We start from the raw sequence: 18,313 nt of genomic DNA, 5'->3' as shown, positions 1-18,313 counted from the left end.
CATCTTCCTTTACAACATGGCATTGAGTAATATAAATAATCGTATAAGGGTTCGGATTCCCTAACTTATACTTAACCAAAAGGACCGCCTTTAACACAGGGGACCGGTGGCATGGCGGGGCGAACTATGCTAAAATAACAAGTATAAAAGTAGCGGTATTTTTGCAGCAGACGGTTGAAAGAGGTTGTCTATGAAAAAGATTGAGTCTGATAAAAATCAATGGATCAAGCGGATGCATGCCCTGGAAAAGCGGAAGTACCGGCTGGCCTTTGAGCAGTTTGTTGCCGAGGGGCGGCGGTTTGTCGAGGAGGCTTTGGCCAGTGGGGCAGCGGTCCATGCCGTTTTAATCGCAGATGGCAGTGAAGAAAAGTATGCAGACCTCCTGAAGGATTACGAGGGGCCCGTCCTCCTGGTGCCGGAACAAATCCTCAACCAGGCTATGGCTACGGTCAATCCCCAGGATATTGCCGCCATCGTCAGCTTCCCGGACTGGAGCGAAACCCCCTGGCCGGATATGCAGACGGTGGTGGTGGTAGACGGCGTCCAGGACCCGGGCAACCTGGGGACCATCATCCGGACCACCATGGCCAGTGGCGCCGATGCCGTCTTCTGCTTAAAGGGGACGGTGGACTTTACCAACCGGAAGGTCCTCCGGGCCACCATGGGGACGATTTTCTCCCTCCCGGTCTATATGATTGAGGATGTGGAGGAGGTCATCCATGTCCTGCGGAAGTATGGCTTCCACTTTGTGGTGGCCGATGCCGACGGGGTCCCCTATGATGAGGCCGACCTACCCGATAAGATTGCCCTCATTCTGGGCAATGAAGGCAATGGGCCGGAACAGATCGAAGAATACGACCAGGTCATATCCATTCCCCTGGAACGGGGCGTTGAATCTTTGAATGTGGCCGTCGCCGGTGGCATTTTAATGTACCATATCCGATCCTTGCGTCGGCAGAAGGAGGGCTAAGATGGAGGCAGAAGTCAAAGCAGGCTTTTTACGCACCCTATTTGAAGGGGGCGGGACCGGGCTCTACCTGGTCTGGCTCCTCTTATACGCCGCCCTGGTCCAGGGCCTCTTACAGGACTTTTCCGGCGGGACCGCCCTGCTCCTCTTGGTGGTTTTGACCACCGTGCAAATCATGGCCTCCCTCCTCTACCAGGGGGGTGTCCGCCGCCGGCTCAGCTGGGTCTGGATGGTCAGTACCGGCCTGCAGACGGTCTACCTGGTCTACCTGTGGATCAAGCTGGCGACCGGTTTTGGTCAGGGCCTATTTTGCCTTTATACCATTGCTGTGAATGCCCTGCTCTTTATTCCGGCAGGCTGGTTTGCCCGGCAAAAGGATGTTTTTTAATTGCTTAGGAGGGTGAATGATATGGAAAACAGGTTGCCCGGCAGCACAGGCCGTCAGCTTGGTCTGGAAATGCTTTTTTTACTCTTGTTTTGCATTTGGTCCGGGGCTTACTTTTACCAGCAAATGACCGGGATTGCTATTTTTTATGAAATGACAGATTTTATCACCTTTATGCTGATGGCAGGGGTCTATGGCTTTTTTTCCCTCTTTCTCTTGGATTTTGCCCGCACTTGGTTTTATTATCCTTGGGGGGCCATTAACTTTTGCCTCCTGGCTTTCGCTGTTTACCGGCTGGTGGCCATGCTTGACCAAGGGCTTTTCTGCCTGGTCTTAAATGTGGTCCTGGTGCTGGTGCCGGCAGTTCTTTTCGGCATCATGTGCTTTCACTTAAGCCGGCGGGACCGGCTGGCGGCTAAGGTATATCTGAGCTAAAAAAGGAGCACCGCCTTGGCGGTGCTTTTCACTTGGACGATAATGGAAAATCCCTGGACTGGTCAGGTAAGGCCGGAGTAGGAGGAAGATCATGTATAACAATCAAGCGACTAAGCCCCTCAGTGAAATGACCAAGGACCTGGTCCAGGTAGCCCTGGGCCAACAACCGGCTGACCTGGTCATTCAAAACTGCCAACTGGTCAATGTCCTCACCCGGGAAATCTTACCGGGTATGGATGTGGCTGCCTTTGGCGGCCGCATTGCCCTGGTCGGCGATGCATCGGCCTGCATTGGCCAAGGAACCGAGGTCTTTCAGGCCGGGGGCAAGTACCTGACTCCGGGTTTTTTAGATGGTCACATTCATGTGGAAAGCTCCATGATGACCGTGGGCAACTATGCCCGGAGCGTTGTTCCCCGGGGGACCACCGGCATTTACATGGACCCCCACGAGATAGCTAATGTCCTTGGCCTGGCCGGCATTAGAATGATGCTGGCCGATGCCGCCGGGACCCCCCTCCGGACCATGCTGACGGTCCCCTCCTGTGTGCCGGCGGTTCCCGGCTTTGAGGATACCGGGGCCGCCATCGATGCGGCTGATGTCCGGGCCCTAATGGCGACGCCCCAAACGGTGGGTCTGGGTGAAATGATGAACTTCCCCGGAATTTTAGCCGGGGAGGACAATGCCCATGCAGAAGTGGCCGCCACCCTGGCCGCTGATAAGGTGGTGACCGGCCATTATTCGGTGCCGGATACCGGCAGTGGCCTGAATGCCTACATTGCAGCCGGCGTCCGCTGCTGCCACGAATCCAACCGGGCCGAGGATGCCCTTGCTAAAATGCGCCTGGGTATGTACGCCCAGCTCCGGGAGGGGTCAGCCTGGCATGACTTGGCAGAGGTGAGCCGGGCCCTGACCGAGCGGACTGTCGATAGCCGCCTGGCCAACCTGATTTCTGACGACACCCACCCCCATACCCTAGTGGCAGATGGCCACCTGGACCACATCGTCCGCAAGGCGGTGGCCTATGGGATTCCCATCTTAGAAGCCCTCCAGATGGTGACCATCAATGTGGCGACCTGCTTCCGGATGGACCATGAAATGGGGTCCATTGCCCCGGGCAAGATGGCCGATATGGTCCTTTTTGATAACCTGGAAGACCTGGTCGCTGAAAGGGTCTGGATTGGCGGCCAAGCAGTGGCCGAAGGGGGCAGGCTGACAGCTGATGTCGCCCCCTACCGGTACCCGGACCAGGCCTACCGGTCCATCCGGCTGGACCCCTTGACCGATACCAGCCCCTTCCGCATTCCCTCGGCCGCCGAGGGGACCACAGAGGTCCGGGCCATCCGGATTGTGCCGGAAAGGGTCTTTAATGAAGAAGTCCACCTGACCCTGCCCGTCCGGGAGGGGGCCATTGAAGCCGATCCGGACCAGGATGTCCTCAAGGCCGCCGTTTTTGACCGACACACCGGGAGCGGGACCGTCGGCCATGGTTTTGTCCAGGGCTTCGGCATCCGCCGGGGGGCCATGGCCTCAACGGTTGCCCATGATGCCCATAACCTTCTGGTTTTAGGTGCCAGTGACGAGGATATGCGCCTGGCGGCCAATACCTTGATCAAGTCTGGTGGGGGCATGTGCATTGTCGCCGATGGCCAGGTCCTGGGTCATGTGGCCCTGCCCATCGCTGGCCTCATGTGTGACCGGCCGGCGGCCGCCATTGCCCAGGACGTGGCCGCCATGGAGGCCCAGTGGCAGGACTTGGGTGCCGATATGGCCTCGCCCTTTATGACCATGGCCCTTATTTCCCTGGCCTGCCTGCCCGACCTCCGCCTAACCAACCGGGGCCTGGTCGACTGCCACCGCTTTGCCTTCGTCCCCCTGGAAACGGCAGCAGAGGACCGGTCCAATTAACACTAAAAAGTCTTGACAGGCCCCGGGTTATTCATTATAATATTATTCTGAGTGTAGATGTCTCTCGTCTCACTCCAACCGCATGTTTCAGGTTTTCAAGCCTAGCACCTGCGACAGCGAGTCTATAACCCAGGGAGGTGTATATATGTACGCTATTATTGAAACCGGTGGTAAGCAGTACAAGGTTGAAGAAGGCCAGGAACTGGTCATCGAAAAACTGACTGCTGAAGCTGACGAAACCGTTACCGTAGACAAGGTTTTATTGGTCAATAAGGACGGGGCCATCACTGTTGGCAAGCCCTTCGTTGAAGGCGCTAAAGTAAGCCTGAAAGTGGTTGAAAACGGCAAGGCCCGTAAAATCACCGTCTTTAAGTATAAGCCTAAAAAGAACTATCGCCGTAAAAAAGGCCATCGTCAACCCTTTAGCCGGGTGGTCGTCGAATCCATCGTTGGCTAATGATTCGGATTGACTTGGTCCGGGGGACTGACGGTTGGTGTGGGTACACGGTCCAGGGCCATGCAGGCCTGGATGACTACGGCAAGGATATCCTTTGCGCAGCTGTATCCGCCCTGACCATTGCAACAGCCAATGGCCTGTCCGCCCAAGGTATAGCCTTGGCGGAGTGCTCAGCGGAAGCTGACCGCATTTGCCTGCGCTTAGCGGATGACTTGTCTCCGGATGCCCAGGTCAAGGCACAGGCTATTTTAGAAACCTATGTGCTGGCCGTTGAGGCCCTTAATGAAGACTACGATGATGCATTCATACAGATACATCGGACAAACCGGTGAGGAGGTGGATTCATGCTTAAGATGAACTTACAATTTTTCGCTTCTAAAAAAGGGGTAGGGAGCACCAAGAACGGTCGTGACTCTCACTCCAAACGCCTCGGCGCTAAACGGGCCGACGGTCAGTTCGTGAAAGCGGGAAATATTATTTACCGTCAACGCGGAACTAAAATCCATCCTGGTGTTAACGTAGGCAGAGGTGGCGATGATACGCTCTTTGCTACTGCCGACGGGGTGGTACGTTTTGAACGTAAAGGTAAAAGCAAAACTCAAGTCAGCGTTTATGCGGGCTAATTGCTTTGGACAAGGGGTGGCCATGCGGTCATCCCTTTTTTTCATCATCAGGAAAAGAGGTGCCCATGACTGGACAAGACATAAAAAACAGGCAGGCGGCCAATGAAAAACAGTGCCGGGACCTGGATGCGACCCTGAACCGCCTGAGCCAGCTCCGTCTCATCACAGCCATTTTGCTGGTACTGGGCCTGGTGGCCTACCTGCGTCGGGACCTGGTGGTCGGTGCCGGCCTGGCCGGGATCATGCTGGTGGCCTTTATTGCCCTGGTCTACCGCTTTGGCAAGATCCAAAAGGAAATTGCCGGCCTCGCCCGAATTAGCGGGGTCCTCAAGCGGTATGAGGACCGGCTGGTAGACGCCTGGCAGGACCTGCCCGAAACCGGTGACCAATACAAAAGTAAGGACAATACCCTCAGCACAGACCTGGATATCTTCGGTAAGGGGTCTCTTTTCCAATACCTGTCCGTGACCCACTCGGCCAGCGGCAGCGACGCCCTGGCCCGGCTTTTGACCAAACCGGACCTCAACCATATCGCTGACCGGCAGGCCTCGGTCCGGGAGCTCCTGGCTGACGATGACTGGGCCATCCGCTTTGAGGCCCTGGCCTATGAGCCCAAGGCGGCCAAGCGAAACCGGGAAAAGGCCGCCGAGCAAAAGCTCAAGGCCTATGCCCGGGGCGAAAATGTAGAAACCATTGACCAGGCCGGCCTCATTGGCCTGGCCCTGCCCCTGGCCCTTGTGGTAACCATCGGCATGGCCATGGCCGGGATGGTGTCCTATATGATTCCCCTGGCCGTTTTCTTTATGCAAATGGCCCTGGCCATTACCATGGCCGGCCCGGTTAATAAATACAAGGAGACTGTCCTGGTCTTCCAAACCCGGCTGGAAGGGCTCAACGAACGCTTTCAAATGCTCTTGGACAGCCCCTTTGAAAGCGCCTACCTCCGGCAAATGAAGGCAGACCTGGCCCAAGCCCCGGAAGGGGTTGCGGCCTTAAATCGCCTGGTTGGCTTCTGGAACCTTCGGGAAAACTTCCTGCTTTACTTCCTGCTCTGCGGCTGCCTGGCCTGGGACTTTAACATGATTGCCCGGATTGACCGCTGGCGCCAGCAATATGGCGAAAACTTTGTCCGCTGGCTGGACTGGGTCGGGGAAGTTGAGGCCCTCTCCAGCCTCTGCACCGTCGGCCGGCTCCGGCCCAATGCCGGCCAGGCAGAGATTTTGGAGACGGATGTCCCCAGCCTGGAAATGACCGCCGCGACCCACCCCCTCCTGGCCCCGGCCACCGCTGTGGCCAATGACTACCGCCAGAGCGGGGAGACCACTATCATCACCGGGAGTAATATGAGCGGGAAAAGTACCTTTATGCGGACCATCGGCCTCAATGCTGTCCTGGCCTATGCCGGCGGCTATGTCTGTGCCGACCGCTTTGCCATTAGCCCCATGCGGATTTTTACCTCCATGCGGGTGACCGACGATGTCAGCGAAGGGATTTCTACCTTTTATGGGGAAATCCTTCGCATTAAGAAGATGGCCGACTATGCCAGCGCCCGCAAGCCCATGCTGGTCCTGATTGATGAAATCTTCAAGGGGACCAACTCAGCCGACCGGATTATCGGCGCTGAGGCAGCCATTAAAAAACTCTCTCAACCCTGGATGATGACCCTGGTCACCACCCATGACTTTGAACTCTGTGACCTGGTGGAAGACGCCGGGGTCGAGGGCCGGAATATGCACTTTCAAGAGCATTATGAAGGCGACCAAATCCGCTTTGACTATACCATTCGCCCGGGCCGCTGCCAGACCACCAACGCCAAACACCTTATGCGGATGGCCGGTCTGCTGGATGCCCAGGATGCCAAGGGAGCTGATCAAGATGTTTTATGATTACGCAAAAGTAAATGTCCAGGGGGGCAATGGCGGCAATGGCATTGTTGCCTTCCGCCGCGAAAAATACGTCCCCAAGGGGGGGCCGGCCGGCGGTGACGGTGGCGATGGCGGGTCCATTATCCTGCGGGCCGATGAGGGGCTCCGCACCCTTATCGACTTCCGCTACCAGACCCACTACAAGGGGGAGCGGGGCCTCCACGGCCAAGGGTCCAAGCAGCATGGCAAGGGCGGTAAGGACGTCATCCTCCGGGTCCCGGTCGGGACCCTGGTCAGGGATGCAGCCAATAACCGGCTCCTGGCCGACCTCCGGGTCCAGGGCCAGGAAGTGGTCGTGGCCAAGGGTGGCCGCGGCGGCCGGGGCAATGCCCGCTTTGTCAACTCCATCCACCGGGCCCCGGCCTATGCCGAAAATGGCGAACCGGGCGAGGAACGCTGGATCACCCTGGAATTAAAACTCCTGGCCGATGTAGGCCTGGTGGGCTTTCCCAATGTGGGCAAGTCCACCCTCATTGCCCAGGTATCGGCCGCCCGGCCCAAGATAGCCAACTACCCCTTCACCACCCTGGAACCGAACCTGGGGGTTGTCCGGGTAGATGCCGCTCACAGCTTTGTCCTGGCCGATGTACCGGGCCTGGTCAGCGGGGCGGCGGAAGGGGCCGGCCTGGGCCACCGCTTCCTCCGCCATGTGGAACGGTGCCGGGTCTTGGTCCATGTGGTGGATGCCTCGGGTCTGGAAGGCCGGGATCCGGTTGAAGACATCCGGGCCATCCAGTATGAACTGGAAGCCTATGCCCCCAAGCTGGCCCGGAAAAAGGCTGTAATCTTTGCCAATAAAACCGACCTTTTATCCGAGGAAGATAAGGCCGCAGCCCTGGCAGCCATTGAAGAGGCCTTTCCCGACCTGCCCCTCTTTGCCGGGTCGGCAGCGACCGGTGAAGGCAGCCAGGCCCTGGTCTACGCCTTGAAGGACCTCCTGGAGGCCCTTCCCCCGGTCAGCGAAGAAGAGGAAGAAGCAGCACCGGTCATTCCGGAACCGGCCCAACGCCCCTTCTGGGTGGAAGCCCACGAGGGCAATGTCTGGGCTGTGGTCGGGCCGGAAATTGACGGCCTGGTCCAACGGACCCAATTCGAACGGGATGAAGGGGTCGAACGGTTCATGGGGATCCTTGACGGGATGGGGGTAGAAAAGGCCCTCCGTAAGGCCGGTATCCAAGAAGGGGATACGGTCATCATCGGCCCCATGGAATTCGACTACTTTGAATGATGAGTCCGACCGGGATTCTCTTCCTGCACCTGGCCGTCCTGGCCTTTGCCCTGGTCAACCGGCTGGTCCTCTGGAAGAGCCAGAGCCGGCTGGTGCCCGACCTGGCCGCCGTTGCCCTCATGCTCGGTGACGGCCTGGTGGTGGCCTGGCTGACCATGCCGCCGGGGCCGGACCTCAGGCGGGTGACCATCTGGCTCTTTGCCGTCGCCGGCCTGGCCCTGGCCGCCCACTATGCCCTGGAAACGACCTATTACTGGGTCCGGGGTTTTCGCTGGGGCAAGGTCGACTATGATGCCATGGCCAAGGCCTTTACCATCATTTTACAAAAGGCCGGCCGGTCGCCGGCGGACCTCCGCTTTTTCCCCAATGGGGTCCTGGCCATCCGCCGGGTGGACCAGAAGCTCCTGGCGGCCCTGGAAGAGGCCCTGGCCGATATGGATAAGCCTGACGACCGCTGGCTCCTGGGCATCCTGCTGGCCGGCCTTGTCTTCCTTGCTTTACTGGCCCTTATCACAGGCTTGGCCTATCTTTTACCCATCTCATATTAGACTGCCTCGGTCGACCGGGGCAGTTTTCATTTTTTCAGCGGGGCTAACCTTTGGGCATATTATAGCTGGATTTTAGCCTTTCTTTCGTTTACAATGCAAGAAGAGTGAATGCTTGAAAGGAGACATGATTTTGGCAGTTATCCGAGAGACTGTACAATTAGATAATGACCGCACCGCCCAGGCCCTTTTTGGGCCCCAAGACCGCTACCTGGCCATCTTGGAAGAGGGCATTGATGCCCAGGTCGTAGCCCGGGGTACTGAAGTGACCCTTATTGGGGAAGAGGCCGCTGTCCGGCGGGGCAAGGCCCTCCTGGCCCACCTGGTCAAGCTTATCGATACCCGGGAAATCACCGAAAGCGACGTCCGCTATGCCTTTGCCATGCAGGCCCAGGGCCGGTCGGAAAAAGAAGTGGCCGGACTCAAGGAGACCCTCCTCATCACCGCCCACGGCAAGCACATCCGGCCCAAGACCATCGGCCAAGGGGTCTACATCCAACAAATCAAGGACCATACCATCACCTTCGGGATTGGCCCGGCTGGGACCGGGAAGACCTACCTGGCTGTGGTCATGGCTGTCCGTGCCCTGAAACGGCGGGAAGTCAGCCGGATTGTCCTGACCCGGCCGGCAGTTGAAGCCGGGGAAAAGCTGGGCTTTCTGCCCGGTGACCTCCAGGACAAGGTTGACCCCTACCTCCGGCCCCTTTACGATGGTCTCTACGATACCCTGGGTCAGGAAGTGGCCCAGCGTTACCTGGACAAGGGGATTATTGAAATTGCCCCCCTGGCCTACATGCGGGGACGGACCCTAGATGACAGTTTTATTATTCTCGATGAAGCCCAAAATGCGACTAAAGAGCAGATGAAGATGTTTTTAACCCGGATTGGCTTTGGCTCCCGGGCCGTGGTCACCGGGGACGTGACCCAAATTGACCTCCCCCGGACCAGCGCCTCCGGCTTAGTGTCGGCCAAGGCCATCTTAGACGGTATTGAAGAAATCGCCTTTTCCTTTTTAGAGGCGGAAGACGTTGTGCGCCACCCGGTGGTGGCTAAAATCATCCGGGCCTATGAGCGCGACAGTGCAAAAAAGGAGCAAGTCCATGACCCAGTCTTCAACCAAAATCACTTGGCGTGACAGGCTGAAAACTTTTTCTACCGGTTTCAAACTAGCTATTGTAAGCAGTTTCGTCCTCCTGTGGGCCCTGTTTTTCTGGCACCTCCTGCCTGACCAGGTCTCCTGGGAGGTGGGCGGGGTGGCCGAGCAGGATGTCCACGCCGACCGGTCGGTGACCTATGAAGACAAGGAGGCCACCCGGCTCAAGGAAAAAGAGGCCCTGAAGGGCTTTGAAGATGTCTATACCCTTAGTCTGGTGCGCTTTAACCAAATTAGCCTGGCCACCATTGACAATAACTTTGATGACCTGGTGCGGATTATTGTCCAGCGCAAGGGCAGCAGCAAGGAAGGGACAGCTGCGCCGGACCTGACCGAAGCAGACCAGAAAAAAGCCCTGGCAGAAGGCCTGGGCTTAGACCTTACGGATACAGAAGTCAATGAATTACTCGAATACGATGAGTCCGCCCTGACCAGCCTGCACAAGAACATTGTCGCAGTTATGAGCGAGATCATGGGGGCCGGCGTCCGGGAGGACCAGGTAGGTACGGCCCGCAAGCAGGTCTTGCAGAGCTTGGCCGGGGCCCCGGCCTTATCCGACCTGGATAAAAAAGTGGCGACCCAGCTGCTAACCCATGTGACCCTCTACCCGACCCAGGTCTATGACCAACGGGCCACCCAGGCCAAGAAGGAGGAAGTCCTCAAGCAGGTGGAACCGGTCTGGCAGACGGTCCAAAAGGGCCAGCTCATTATCGGCCGGGGGGAAGTGATTACCGCCAGCCACTACGATGCCATGACCGCCCTGGGCTATACCACTGACCGGTCACCGGTTGGGATCGGCCTGGGCATTGGCCTTTTACTCCTGGCCCTTTATGTGGCCTTAATCCGTTACCTTTTGCGGTACTACCAGGGTGAGGCCTTTACCAAGCGGCTCAGGCTCAGCCTCTTAATTATTTTTATCAATGTCCTACTCTTCATCCTGGCCTCTGCCATCCGGATAGGGGATAGTGACATGGCCCTGCGCCAGGTCTACTTCCTGGCCCCGGTCGCCACCGGCGTCCTCCTGGCAGCGGTCCTCATGGAAACCCGGGAGGCCCTGGCCATTTTAGCGGTGACCACCTTCTTATATGGCATGTACACCCAGGATGCCCTGGCCACCCTGGCCACCGTCATTGCCGGCCTGGTGGCGGTGTCCCAGGTGCGGCACCTGCAAAGACGTTTGGACCTGGGCCGGGCCGCAGTGGCCATTGGCCTGAGCCTGACGGTATTGGCCCTGGGCCATGGGGCCTTCTGGGAGCTGAGCTTCCCGATTGTCGCCCTGGCCATTGCCTTTTCCTTTGCCAACGGGGTTGCGGTGGTCATCATCACCCTGGGGATCCTCCCCTATATGGAGTCGGCCTTTGATATGACCACCTCCATTAGCCTCTTGGAGCTGGGGGACCAGAGTAATACCCTCCTCAAGCGGCTCATGGTCGAGGCCCCGGGCACCTACCACCATTCCATGATGGTGGCCAACCTGGCTGAAGCCGCCGCCGACGCCATCGGCGCCGATGCCCTCTTGGCCCGGATTGGCGGTTATTACCATGATATTGGCAAGTTGCGCCGGCCGGTTTTCTTCTCGGAAAACCAGTTTGGCCAGAAGAACCCCCACGAAAAAATTTCCCCGCTCTTATCCACCCTGATCATTACCGCCCACGTGAAAGACGGGGTGGCCATGGCCCGGGAGGCCCGCCTGCCGGCTTCGGTGGTGGACCTCATTGCCCAGCACCATGGGAATACGGTTATCCGTTACTTTTATATAGAGGCTAAAAAACAGGACGAGGACCTCCAGGAAGATGACTTCCGCTACCCCCAGAAGAAGCCCCAGACCCGGGAGGCGGCGGTCCTCATGCTGGCCGATAGCGTAGAAGCGGCCGTTCGCAGCGCCGCCGGCAAGCTGTCCGCCGGACAGATAGAGGGCCTTGTCCATAAGATCATCCAGCAAAAGCTGGCCGATGGCCAATTTGACGAATGTCCCCTGACCTACCGGGACTTAAACGAGGTAGGCGATGTCTTTAGCCGGATGCTCTGCGGCATTTACCACAAGCGGATTGAGTACCCGGATAGTAAAGAATTGAAGGAAGGAGGCCAGGCCTAATGGCAATCATCCGCACAGACGAAATCAAGACCAGCCTGCCCGAGCACTGGCAGGCCCTGGAAGACGCCATCTGGGCAGCCTATGTCGCCCAGGAAGACCTGCCGGCTGATGGCGAACTGGACCTGACCCTGGTCGATGATGCGACCATCCAGGCAGTCAACCGGGACCACCGGCAGATCGACCAACCGACAGATGTGCTCAGTTTTCCCATGTATGAAGACCGGGCGGAACTGGCTGAGGACCTGGCCGCCGGCCTGCCCATTATCCTTGGCGATATCATGATATCCATCCCCACCGCCCGGCGGCAGGCCGAGGCCTACGGCCACTCCTTTAAGCGGGAATTGGCCTACCTCTTGGTCCATGGCCTCCTCCATGTGGCCGGCTACGACCATATGACCGCGGCCGATAAAAGGGCCATGCGGACCGCCGAAGAAGCCATCCTGGCCCAGGTGGGCGTCCCCAGGGATACAGCCCCCTCCAAGGTCAAGACCCCGGTAGAGGATGAGACCAGGGAAAGACTGGTTGAGGCTGCCTGCCAGGCCCGGGAAGGGGCCTATGCCCCCTATTCCAACTACCGGGTCGGGGCCGCCCTCCTGGCCAGTGATGGCCGGATCTTTACCGGGGCCAATGTAGAAAACGCCAGCTACGGTGCTACCTGTTGTGCAGAACGGACCGCCCTTTTTGCAGCGGTGACCCAGGGCGTCCGGGACTTTACCGCCCTGGCCGTTGCCACCGCTGGCGAGGCCCCGGCACCCCCCTGCGGGATTTGCCGCCAGGCCCTGGCTGAGTTTGCCCCCAAGCTGACCCTCTACCTGGTGGGCCGGGACCGGGTCAACCTCCAGGAAACCAGCCTGGCAGACCTCTTCCCCCAAGCCTTTAGCCTATCCCCAAAGGAGAAGTCATGAAAAGCGGATTTATCTCTATTATCGGCCGACCCAATGCCGGCAAAAGCACCCTCCTGAATGAAATCCTTGACCGCAAGGTAGCCATTACCAGCGACAAGCCCCAAACCACCCGGGTTCGGATCACCGGCATCTACACAGATGAAGAGGCCCAAATGGTCTTTATCGACACCCCCGGCATCCATAAACCCAAGCACAAGCTGGGCAGCGTCATGGTGGATGTGGCCAAGGAGAGCATTTACGACGGCGATGTGGTATACTATATGGTGGACGCCTCTGTTCCCTTTGGCGGCGGCGAAGCCTATATCCTCAAGGCTCTGGAAAAGGTGGATATCCCGGTTTTTCTCCTCTTGAATAAAACCGATACCATGACCGGTGAGCAGGTCCTGCAAACCATTGTCCAGTGGACCGAAAGGCGGCCCTTTGCAGAAGTCTTCCCCCTGTCAGCCCTGACCGGGGATAATGTCCAGCCCCTCTTGGATGTCACCAAGGGCTACCTGGCGGACGGCGCCCCCTTTTACCCGATTGATGAAATCACCGACCAACCGGAAAAGGTCCTCATGGCCGAGCTCATCCGGGAGAAAATCCTCCGCCTGACCAATGAAGAAGTCCCCCACAGCGTGGCCGTGATAATTGAAAGAATGGAGCGCCGGGAGGCCGACGGAAAACTGGTCGTCTATGCCCTGATCTATGTTGAGCGGTCCTCGCAGAAGCGGATCCTCATCGGCAAGCAGGGCCGGATGATGAAAAAAATCGGCATCCAGGCCCGGCGGGACATAGAGCACCTGCTGGATGAGGAAATTGACCTCAAGCTCTGGGTCAAGGTCAAAGAAGCCTGGCGCAACCATGACATGACCCTGAGAGACCTAGGCCTGGACCAACGTTTTTAAGTTTATTTTTAATGCCAGAAAGGCATTGGGAGGTGAATCGATGTATGTCAAACGACGATGGTAGACCGCGAGCGAATATCTTGTTATCCAGTCAGAAAAAAAGCATAAGGGAGGTCATCAATGATCACACATATCGATTTGCCGACCAACGAAGATGAAGAAACCCGCCTAAGGGAGTACCTGGAAGATGTTCAGCCGGAAGACATTGCGGAATATGTGTCCGGCCTGGAAGACCGGGACGAGCAAATTGCCTTAATTAAGTTTCTGGAACCGGAAGACGCCGCCATTGTCTTCTTTGAATTGGACGACTTTTCCCTGGTTTCAGATGTACTCCTGTCCCTGCCCCGTTGGCAGGCCATGGCCATTGCTGCAGAAATCCCCAATGACGATGCAGCCGACCTATTGGCCGATATGCCGGACAAGGCCCGGGGACGGGTCCTGGCCCTCTTTGATGATGAGGCCCGGGTGGATATTATCGAACTTTTAGGCTACGAAGCCGACACCGCCGGTGGCTTGATGACCACCGAATTCGTTGTCGTGCCGGCCTTTGTCACGGCCCAGAAGGCCATTGAAATGATGCGGGCCTTTGCCCCGGATGCAGAAACCATCTACTACGTTTACGTCATTGACGGCAATAGCCACCTGGTCGGGATCCTGTCCCTCCGGGAACTGATCATCGCCGGTCCGGAAACAGCCATTGCCGATATTATGCAAACCAATGTTATGAGCGTCAACGTCCAGGATGACCAGGAAGAAATCGCTGACTTAATGACCAAGTACAACTTCCTGGCAGTCCCCGTTGTTGACGACGAAGAACACATCATTGGGATTATCACCGTTGACGACATCGTCGACGTTATCCATGAAGAGGCCACCGAAGACATCTACCGGATGGCCGGTATTAACGAATCTGAAGATGATGAGGAACCCAGCGTCAAGGGGGCCTATATGGCCCGGATGCCCTGGCTCCTCATCACCATTTTTGGGGAACTGGGGAGCGGGATTGTCTTATCCGGCTTCCAGGCCCGGCTGGAACAGGTCGTGGCCCTGGCCATCTTTATCCCCCTCCTGACCGGGGTGGCCGGGAATGTCGGCACCCAGTCCTCCACCGTTACCGTTCGTGGTCTGGCCATGGGGACCCTGGAAAGTGGCCACGCCTTGCGGATTATCCTCAGGGAGACCACCATCGGCCTGGCCCTGGGGGTGTCTGTCGGCCTCATCGTCGGCGGCATCGGGTCTTTTTGGCAGTTCCCGGCCCTGGGCCTGGCTGTCGGCCTGACCCTGGTCTTAAACAACCTCATGGCCTCCTTTATGGGGACCCTGGTGCCCTTGACCTTTAAGCGGATCAATGTGGACCCGGCCGTCGCCTCGGCCCCCTTTATCACCACGGTGGTAGACATCACCGGCCTTTTAAACTATACGCTCATTGCAGCTGCTATTTTAAATATTTAAGACAGGTGCGCCTGTCTTTTTTCTTTTTTAGCACCCTTGGTAGATGGATAGGAGAGAGCATGGATAAAAACCCTTCAGGAAAATGGCTGGAAGCCCTTTGTATATTAGTCTTAACCTATGTCTTGGTCTTCGCCTCGGCTGTTGTATTGGCCGGGCCCTTGGGCCTGGCCGACACCCCCTTATTTTTAATCACCACCTTTGTCCAGCAGGGGATCCTGCTGGGCCTGGTGGCCGTCATGCTGCGCCGGTCCGGTCGGCACTGGGCGGACATCGGCCTCCGGCCTATTTCCGCCCGGAGCGCCATGCGGAGCATTGCCGCCGGCGGCCTGATCCTAATCGTCATGGCCGGCTTTATCCAGGTCATTAACCTCTTCTTACCGGATGGCCTGCCGGCCCAGAATGTAGAAGCCTTCTTTCATATGGCCAGCCCCAGGGTGGCCTTTGCTATTTCTTTTATCCTGATGGTGGTGGCGGCCCCCATTGTGGAAGAATTATTTTTCCGGGGCTACCTTTACCAGGCCTTTGCCGCCCGGCTAAGCCCCCAGTCTGCCATGCTGGTGACCAGCCTCATCTTTGGCTTGGTCCATGGGGATGTCTACCGGCTCCTGCCCCTGGCCGTCGGCGGCTATTTCCTGAACCTGGTCGCCGTCCGGGAAAGGACTATCCTGGCCTCCATGTTTGCCCATGCCGCCTGGAATGCCGTCATGCTCCTGGTGGCCTTTGGCAGCTTATCCTAGGCCGGAGTGGGTCATGATGTATCGTTCGTAATCATTTGGGAGGAAAGAGAATGGATTTGGCAAGTGACACAAGCATCCGAATCACCGGCATCAGCCATGATGGGGAAGGCGTTGGCCGCCTCGATGACGGCCGGGTGGTCTTTGTCGCCGGCGCCTTACCCGGCGAGACGGTGGCCATAGAAAATATTCAAAAAGAGAAAAAACGCCTGGTGGCTAGCCTTAAAGCCATCCACCGGGCCCATCCGGAAAGGGTCCAGCCACCCTGCCCGGCCTATGACCGCTGCGGCGGCTGCCAGCTCCAACACGCCTCCGCCGGCCTCCAGGGGGACCTAAAGACCCTGCAGGTCCGGGATGCCGTCAGCCGGATTGGCCAGCTGGATACCCCGGTCCTGCCGACCCTGACCATGGCCGACCCCTGGCGCTACCGGAACAAGGGCATCTTCCATGTGAATGAAGCCGGCGGCCAAGCCCGGCTGGGCTTTTACAGCGCCCGGAGCCACGACTTCGTCCCGGCCAGCGGCTGCCTGCTCTTTTCCAACCAGGTCAATACCCTGCTGGAAGACCTGGAAGGGCGGATTACCGCCACCGGCCGGGCCGGCCACATCCGCAAGGTCATGGTCCGGGAAAGCAAGGCCACTGGTGACCTCATGCTGGCCTTCATCACTGAAGATCAGGCCTTCCGCCTGCCCAGGCTCGTTGAGGGCCTCATCGCCGACTATCCGGCCCTGACCTCCGTCTGGCACAATGTCCTGACCAACCCCCGCCTGGCCACCGGCCGGGCCTGGCACCACCTGGCCGGCCGGGAAAGCATCCAAGACGCCATCGGCCACCTGACCGTCAGCCTGTCCCCGGCCTCCTTTTTCCAGGTGAATAACCTCCAGGCCCAAGTCCTCTATGATGAAGTCCGGGCCCGGGCCGGCTTGACCGGCCAGGACCATATCCTGGACCTTTACGGCGGCATCGGGACCATCGGCCTCTACCTGGCCGACCGGGCCGGCCGGCTCACCGGCGTCGAATCCGTCGGTGAAGCCAGCCGGGACGCCAAGGCCAACGCCCAAGCCCTGGGCCTTACCAATACCCACTTCGTCACCGCCAAAGCCGAAGCCTGGCTCCCCCGCTACCTCAAAGACCAGCCCAGCCCCGACCTCACCATCGTCGACCCCCCGCGCAAGGGCCTGGACCCCCGCCTGGTCGATACCCTCATCCAAGCCGCCATCCCCCGGATCATCTACGTCTCCTGTAACCCCGCCACCTTGGCCCGTGACCTCAAAAGCTTCCAAGCCCAAGGCTACCAGCCCGGCCCCATCCAACCCGTGGACCTCTTTCCCCAGACAGCCCATGTGGAGTGCGTGGTATTGCTTGAAAAAGTAAAGTGAGAGATCGCATAAGGACGGGGTTTCTAGGTGTTTAGCAGATGTCTAGGAACCTCGTTTTTGGCTTGAAAAGTAGAAATTTTGACCTAGAAGATGATTTACCTGGGAGAAATAGGGGTTGGTATGTGGGAACAGGTCGAGACTCAAAAGCTTGATGTGATGGGCTTTATTTGTTGTGATGCTACTACTCATCAAGTTGTAGATGTAATTGAAGACAGACGACTCACTTCATTAAAGCCTATTTCTATCGTTTCCAACGCAAAGAACGGAAGAAAGTCAAAGGAATTATTATCGATATGTTTCATCCTTATATTGAGCTCATTCGACAACTTTTTCCGAATGCTGAGATCATTATTGATCATTTCCACTTGGTACAAACACTCAATCGAGAGCATAATCGCTACCGCGTCCAGTGGATGAATCAAATACGACATAAAGACGGAAAGCTGTACCGTAAGCTTAAACGTTACTGGAAACTTCTTCTAATTAATCCAGATAAATTAACGCGATACCGGTATGATCGTTTTAGATTATTTGATCATCTCACTAATACAGGAAATATCGTGGCTACTTCTTACAACAAGACGAAGGACTACAGACGTGTTATTACATCGTGCATCGCTTAACAGAGGCTTTGAAAAAAGCTGTTTTTGAATACTTTGAGACAATTTTGAATCAATCAGCTATTCATTCTGTTCCTAAAGGATTAACACGAGTATTGAGAATATTTAAAAAATACTTACCTGCAATTAAAGAAACGTGTCGTCATCCACATCTAACAAATGGACCTATTGAAGGAATTAACAACAAAATTAAAGTGCTTAAACGAACAGCTTATGGTTATGGTAATTACAGTCATTTTAGAAACAGGATACTTTTAATTTCAAGACTCTACGTATCTGGAAGAGATAAAAAAAGAAGCTACGCAGCTGGTTACTGCGCAGCCTCCTAAAAATAAATCATCAACCCTATTTGACAAAGGAAGTTTCTAAAAAAAGTAAGACCAACAGAAAGACCAATGACTACACCCTTATTTCTCTTAAGGGCTGTGGAACTTGGTCTTTCTATTTCTGATTTATCCTTACTAACCATCGGTCTAGTTAATGATATGTTTACTGAAAAGAACAATGATGATTTTAAATACAAGGAAGTAGCAACGCAGAATGACTTTGATAAGTTTTGATTAGAAAATAAATTTCCAAAAAAAGTTGACAAGTTTACTTGGCGAAATTTTAATAGT

The 18,313-nt window shown here is 56.7% G+C and carries 20 protein-coding genes; 19 read left to right on the top strand and 1 reads right to left on the bottom strand.

Annotation, left to right across the window (positions count from 1 at the left end; translation table 11 throughout):
- The first annotated feature begins 190 nt into the window (after positions 1-190).
- From ACLGL1_RS02980 to ACLGL1_RS02890, 19 genes are all read left to right on the top strand, one after another.
- Entirely contained in the window at positions 191-970 is a 780-nt protein-coding gene (locus ACLGL1_RS02980; protein WP_411007309.1) for a TrmH family RNA methyltransferase, read from the top strand.
- A 1-nt stretch (position 971) separates the two neighbouring features.
- The gene (locus ACLGL1_RS02975) at positions 972-1,355 is read left to right on the top strand and encodes a hypothetical protein (protein ID WP_411007308.1); all 384 of its coding nucleotides are present in this window, start codon (positions 972-974) and stop codon (positions 1,353-1,355) included.
- Between the two features lie 21 nt (positions 1,356-1,376).
- Positions 1,377-1,787, top strand: coding sequence for a hypothetical protein (locus ACLGL1_RS02970; RefSeq protein ID WP_411007307.1), 411 nt, complete (start codon positions 1,377-1,379; stop codon positions 1,785-1,787).
- Positions 1,788-1,878: 91 nt separating this feature from the next.
- Positions 1,879-3,693: an adenine deaminase gene (gene ade / locus ACLGL1_RS02965; protein ID WP_411007306.1), complete on the top strand. Its 1,815-nt coding sequence runs from the start codon at positions 1,879-1,881 to the stop codon at positions 3,691-3,693.
- Between the two features lie 145 nt (positions 3,694-3,838).
- Positions 3,839-4,150, top strand: coding sequence for a 50S ribosomal protein L21 (rplU, locus tag ACLGL1_RS02960; protein WP_411007305.1), 312 nt, complete (start codon positions 3,839-3,841; stop codon positions 4,148-4,150).
- Positions 4,150-4,482: a ribosomal-processing cysteine protease Prp gene (locus ACLGL1_RS02955; RefSeq protein ID WP_411007304.1), complete on the top strand. Its 333-nt coding sequence runs from the start codon at positions 4,150-4,152 to the stop codon at positions 4,480-4,482. The genes rplU and ACLGL1_RS02955 overlap by 1 nt, the downstream gene beginning before the upstream one ends.
- A gap of 12 nt (positions 4,483-4,494) precedes the next feature.
- Positions 4,495-4,773 (top strand): 50S ribosomal protein L27, encoded by a 279-nt coding sequence (rpmA, locus tag ACLGL1_RS02950; protein WP_411007303.1) that lies wholly within the window; start codon positions 4,495-4,497, stop codon positions 4,771-4,773.
- 65 nt (positions 4,774-4,838) lie between these two features.
- A complete protein-coding gene (locus ACLGL1_RS02945; RefSeq protein ID WP_411007302.1) occupies positions 4,839-6,659 on the top strand; it encodes a MutS-related protein in 1,821 nt (606 codons plus the stop codon).
- The gene (gene obgE, locus ACLGL1_RS02940; RefSeq protein WP_411007301.1) at positions 6,649-7,926 is read left to right on the top strand and encodes a GTPase ObgE; all 1,278 of its coding nucleotides are present in this window, start codon (positions 6,649-6,651) and stop codon (positions 7,924-7,926) included. The genes ACLGL1_RS02945 and obgE overlap by 11 nt, the downstream gene beginning before the upstream one ends.
- Entirely contained in the window at positions 7,923-8,474 is a 552-nt protein-coding gene (locus ACLGL1_RS02935; RefSeq protein ID WP_411007300.1) for a hypothetical protein, read from the top strand. The genes obgE and ACLGL1_RS02935 overlap by 4 nt, the downstream gene beginning before the upstream one ends.
- Before the next feature lie 124 nt (positions 8,475-8,598).
- The gene (locus tag ACLGL1_RS02930) at positions 8,599-9,606 is read left to right on the top strand and encodes a PhoH family protein (RefSeq protein WP_411007299.1); all 1,008 of its coding nucleotides are present in this window, start codon (positions 8,599-8,601) and stop codon (positions 9,604-9,606) included.
- Positions 9,572-11,719, top strand: coding sequence for an HD family phosphohydrolase (locus ACLGL1_RS02925; RefSeq protein WP_411007298.1), 2,148 nt, complete (start codon positions 9,572-9,574; stop codon positions 11,717-11,719). The genes ACLGL1_RS02930 and ACLGL1_RS02925 overlap by 35 nt, the downstream gene beginning before the upstream one ends.
- Positions 11,719-12,624: an rRNA maturation RNase YbeY gene (gene ybeY / locus ACLGL1_RS02920; protein WP_411007297.1), complete on the top strand. Its 906-nt coding sequence runs from the start codon at positions 11,719-11,721 to the stop codon at positions 12,622-12,624. Before ACLGL1_RS02925 ends, ybeY begins: the two co-directional genes overlap by 1 nt.
- Entirely contained in the window at positions 12,621-13,511 is an 891-nt protein-coding gene (era, locus tag ACLGL1_RS02915) for a GTPase Era (protein ID WP_411007296.1), read from the top strand. Before ybeY ends, era begins: the two co-directional genes overlap by 4 nt.
- A 120-nt stretch (positions 13,512-13,631) precedes the next feature.
- Positions 13,632-14,963 carry a magnesium transporter gene (mgtE, locus tag ACLGL1_RS02910; protein ID WP_411007295.1) on the top strand — a complete coding sequence of 444 codons (1,332 nt, stop codon included), beginning with the start codon at positions 13,632-13,634 and terminating at the stop codon, positions 14,961-14,963.
- 59 nt (positions 14,964-15,022) lie between these two features.
- Entirely contained in the window at positions 15,023-15,700 is a 678-nt protein-coding gene (locus ACLGL1_RS02905; protein WP_411007294.1) for a CPBP family intramembrane glutamic endopeptidase, read from the top strand.
- 50 nt (positions 15,701-15,750) lie between these two features.
- Positions 15,751-17,076, top strand: coding sequence for a 23S rRNA (uracil(1939)-C(5))-methyltransferase RlmD (gene rlmD, locus ACLGL1_RS02900; RefSeq protein WP_411007293.1), 1,326 nt, complete (start codon positions 15,751-15,753; stop codon positions 17,074-17,076).
- Positions 17,077-17,303: 227 nt separating this feature from the next.
- Positions 17,304-17,699: a transposase gene (locus ACLGL1_RS02895; protein ID WP_411007403.1), complete on the top strand. Its 396-nt coding sequence runs from the start codon at positions 17,304-17,306 to the stop codon at positions 17,697-17,699.
- Positions 17,687-18,025: a transposase gene (locus tag ACLGL1_RS02890; protein ID WP_411007292.1), complete on the top strand. Its 339-nt coding sequence runs from the start codon at positions 17,687-17,689 to the stop codon at positions 18,023-18,025. Before ACLGL1_RS02895 ends, ACLGL1_RS02890 begins: the two co-directional genes overlap by 13 nt.
- Here the strand turns inward: ACLGL1_RS02890 and ACLGL1_RS02885 are convergent.
- The coding region (locus ACLGL1_RS02885; protein ID WP_411007405.1) for a hypothetical protein at positions 18,022-18,313 on the bottom strand (292 nt) is incomplete at its 5' end. The two genes, ACLGL1_RS02890 and ACLGL1_RS02885, sit on opposite strands and share 4 nt — an antisense overlap.

This window comes from Peptococcus simiae (genome assembly GCF_046569735.1).
Classification (GTDB): domain Bacteria; phylum Bacillota; class Peptococcia; order Peptococcales; family Peptococcaceae; genus Peptococcus; species Peptococcus simiae_A.
This window is presented reverse-complemented; position numbering and strand designations above follow the sequence as displayed.

Excerpts from the sequence above, each read along its gene's own strand:
- ACLGL1_RS02980 (WP_411007309.1), top strand. The coding sequence starts at position 191 with ATGAAAAAGATTGAGTCTGATAAAAATCAATGGATCAAGCGGATGCAT.
- ACLGL1_RS02975 (WP_411007308.1), top strand. The coding sequence starts at position 972 with ATGGAGGCAGAAGTCAAAGCAGGCTTTTTACGCACCCTATTTGAAGGG.
- ACLGL1_RS02970 (WP_411007307.1), top strand. The coding sequence starts at position 1,377 with ATGGAAAACAGGTTGCCCGGCAGCACAGGCCGTCAGCTTGGTCTGGAA.
- ade (WP_411007306.1), top strand. The coding sequence starts at position 1,879 with ATGTATAACAATCAAGCGACTAAGCCCCTCAGTGAAATGACCAAGGAC.
- rplU (WP_411007305.1), top strand. The coding sequence starts at position 3,839 with ATGTACGCTATTATTGAAACCGGTGGTAAGCAGTACAAGGTTGAAGAA.
- ACLGL1_RS02955 (WP_411007304.1), top strand. The coding sequence starts at position 4,150 with ATGATTCGGATTGACTTGGTCCGGGGGACTGACGGTTGGTGTGGGTAC.
- rpmA (WP_411007303.1), top strand. The coding sequence starts at position 4,495 with ATGCTTAAGATGAACTTACAATTTTTCGCTTCTAAAAAAGGGGTAGGG.
- ACLGL1_RS02945 (WP_411007302.1), top strand. The coding sequence starts at position 4,839 with ATGACTGGACAAGACATAAAAAACAGGCAGGCGGCCAATGAAAAACAG.
- obgE (WP_411007301.1), top strand. The coding sequence starts at position 6,649 with ATGTTTTATGATTACGCAAAAGTAAATGTCCAGGGGGGCAATGGCGGC.
- ACLGL1_RS02935 (WP_411007300.1), top strand. The coding sequence starts at position 7,923 with ATGATGAGTCCGACCGGGATTCTCTTCCTGCACCTGGCCGTCCTGGCC.
- ACLGL1_RS02930 (WP_411007299.1), top strand. The coding sequence starts at position 8,599 with ATGATTTTGGCAGTTATCCGAGAGACTGTACAATTAGATAATGACCGC.
- ACLGL1_RS02925 (WP_411007298.1), top strand. The coding sequence starts at position 9,572 with ATGACCCAGTCTTCAACCAAAATCACTTGGCGTGACAGGCTGAAAACT.
- ybeY (WP_411007297.1), top strand. The coding sequence starts at position 11,719 with ATGGCAATCATCCGCACAGACGAAATCAAGACCAGCCTGCCCGAGCAC.
- era (WP_411007296.1), top strand. The coding sequence starts at position 12,621 with ATGAAAAGCGGATTTATCTCTATTATCGGCCGACCCAATGCCGGCAAA.
- mgtE (WP_411007295.1), top strand. The coding sequence starts at position 13,632 with ATGATCACACATATCGATTTGCCGACCAACGAAGATGAAGAAACCCGC.
- ACLGL1_RS02905 (WP_411007294.1), top strand. The coding sequence starts at position 15,023 with ATGGATAAAAACCCTTCAGGAAAATGGCTGGAAGCCCTTTGTATATTA.
- rlmD (WP_411007293.1), top strand. The coding sequence starts at position 15,751 with ATGGATTTGGCAAGTGACACAAGCATCCGAATCACCGGCATCAGCCAT.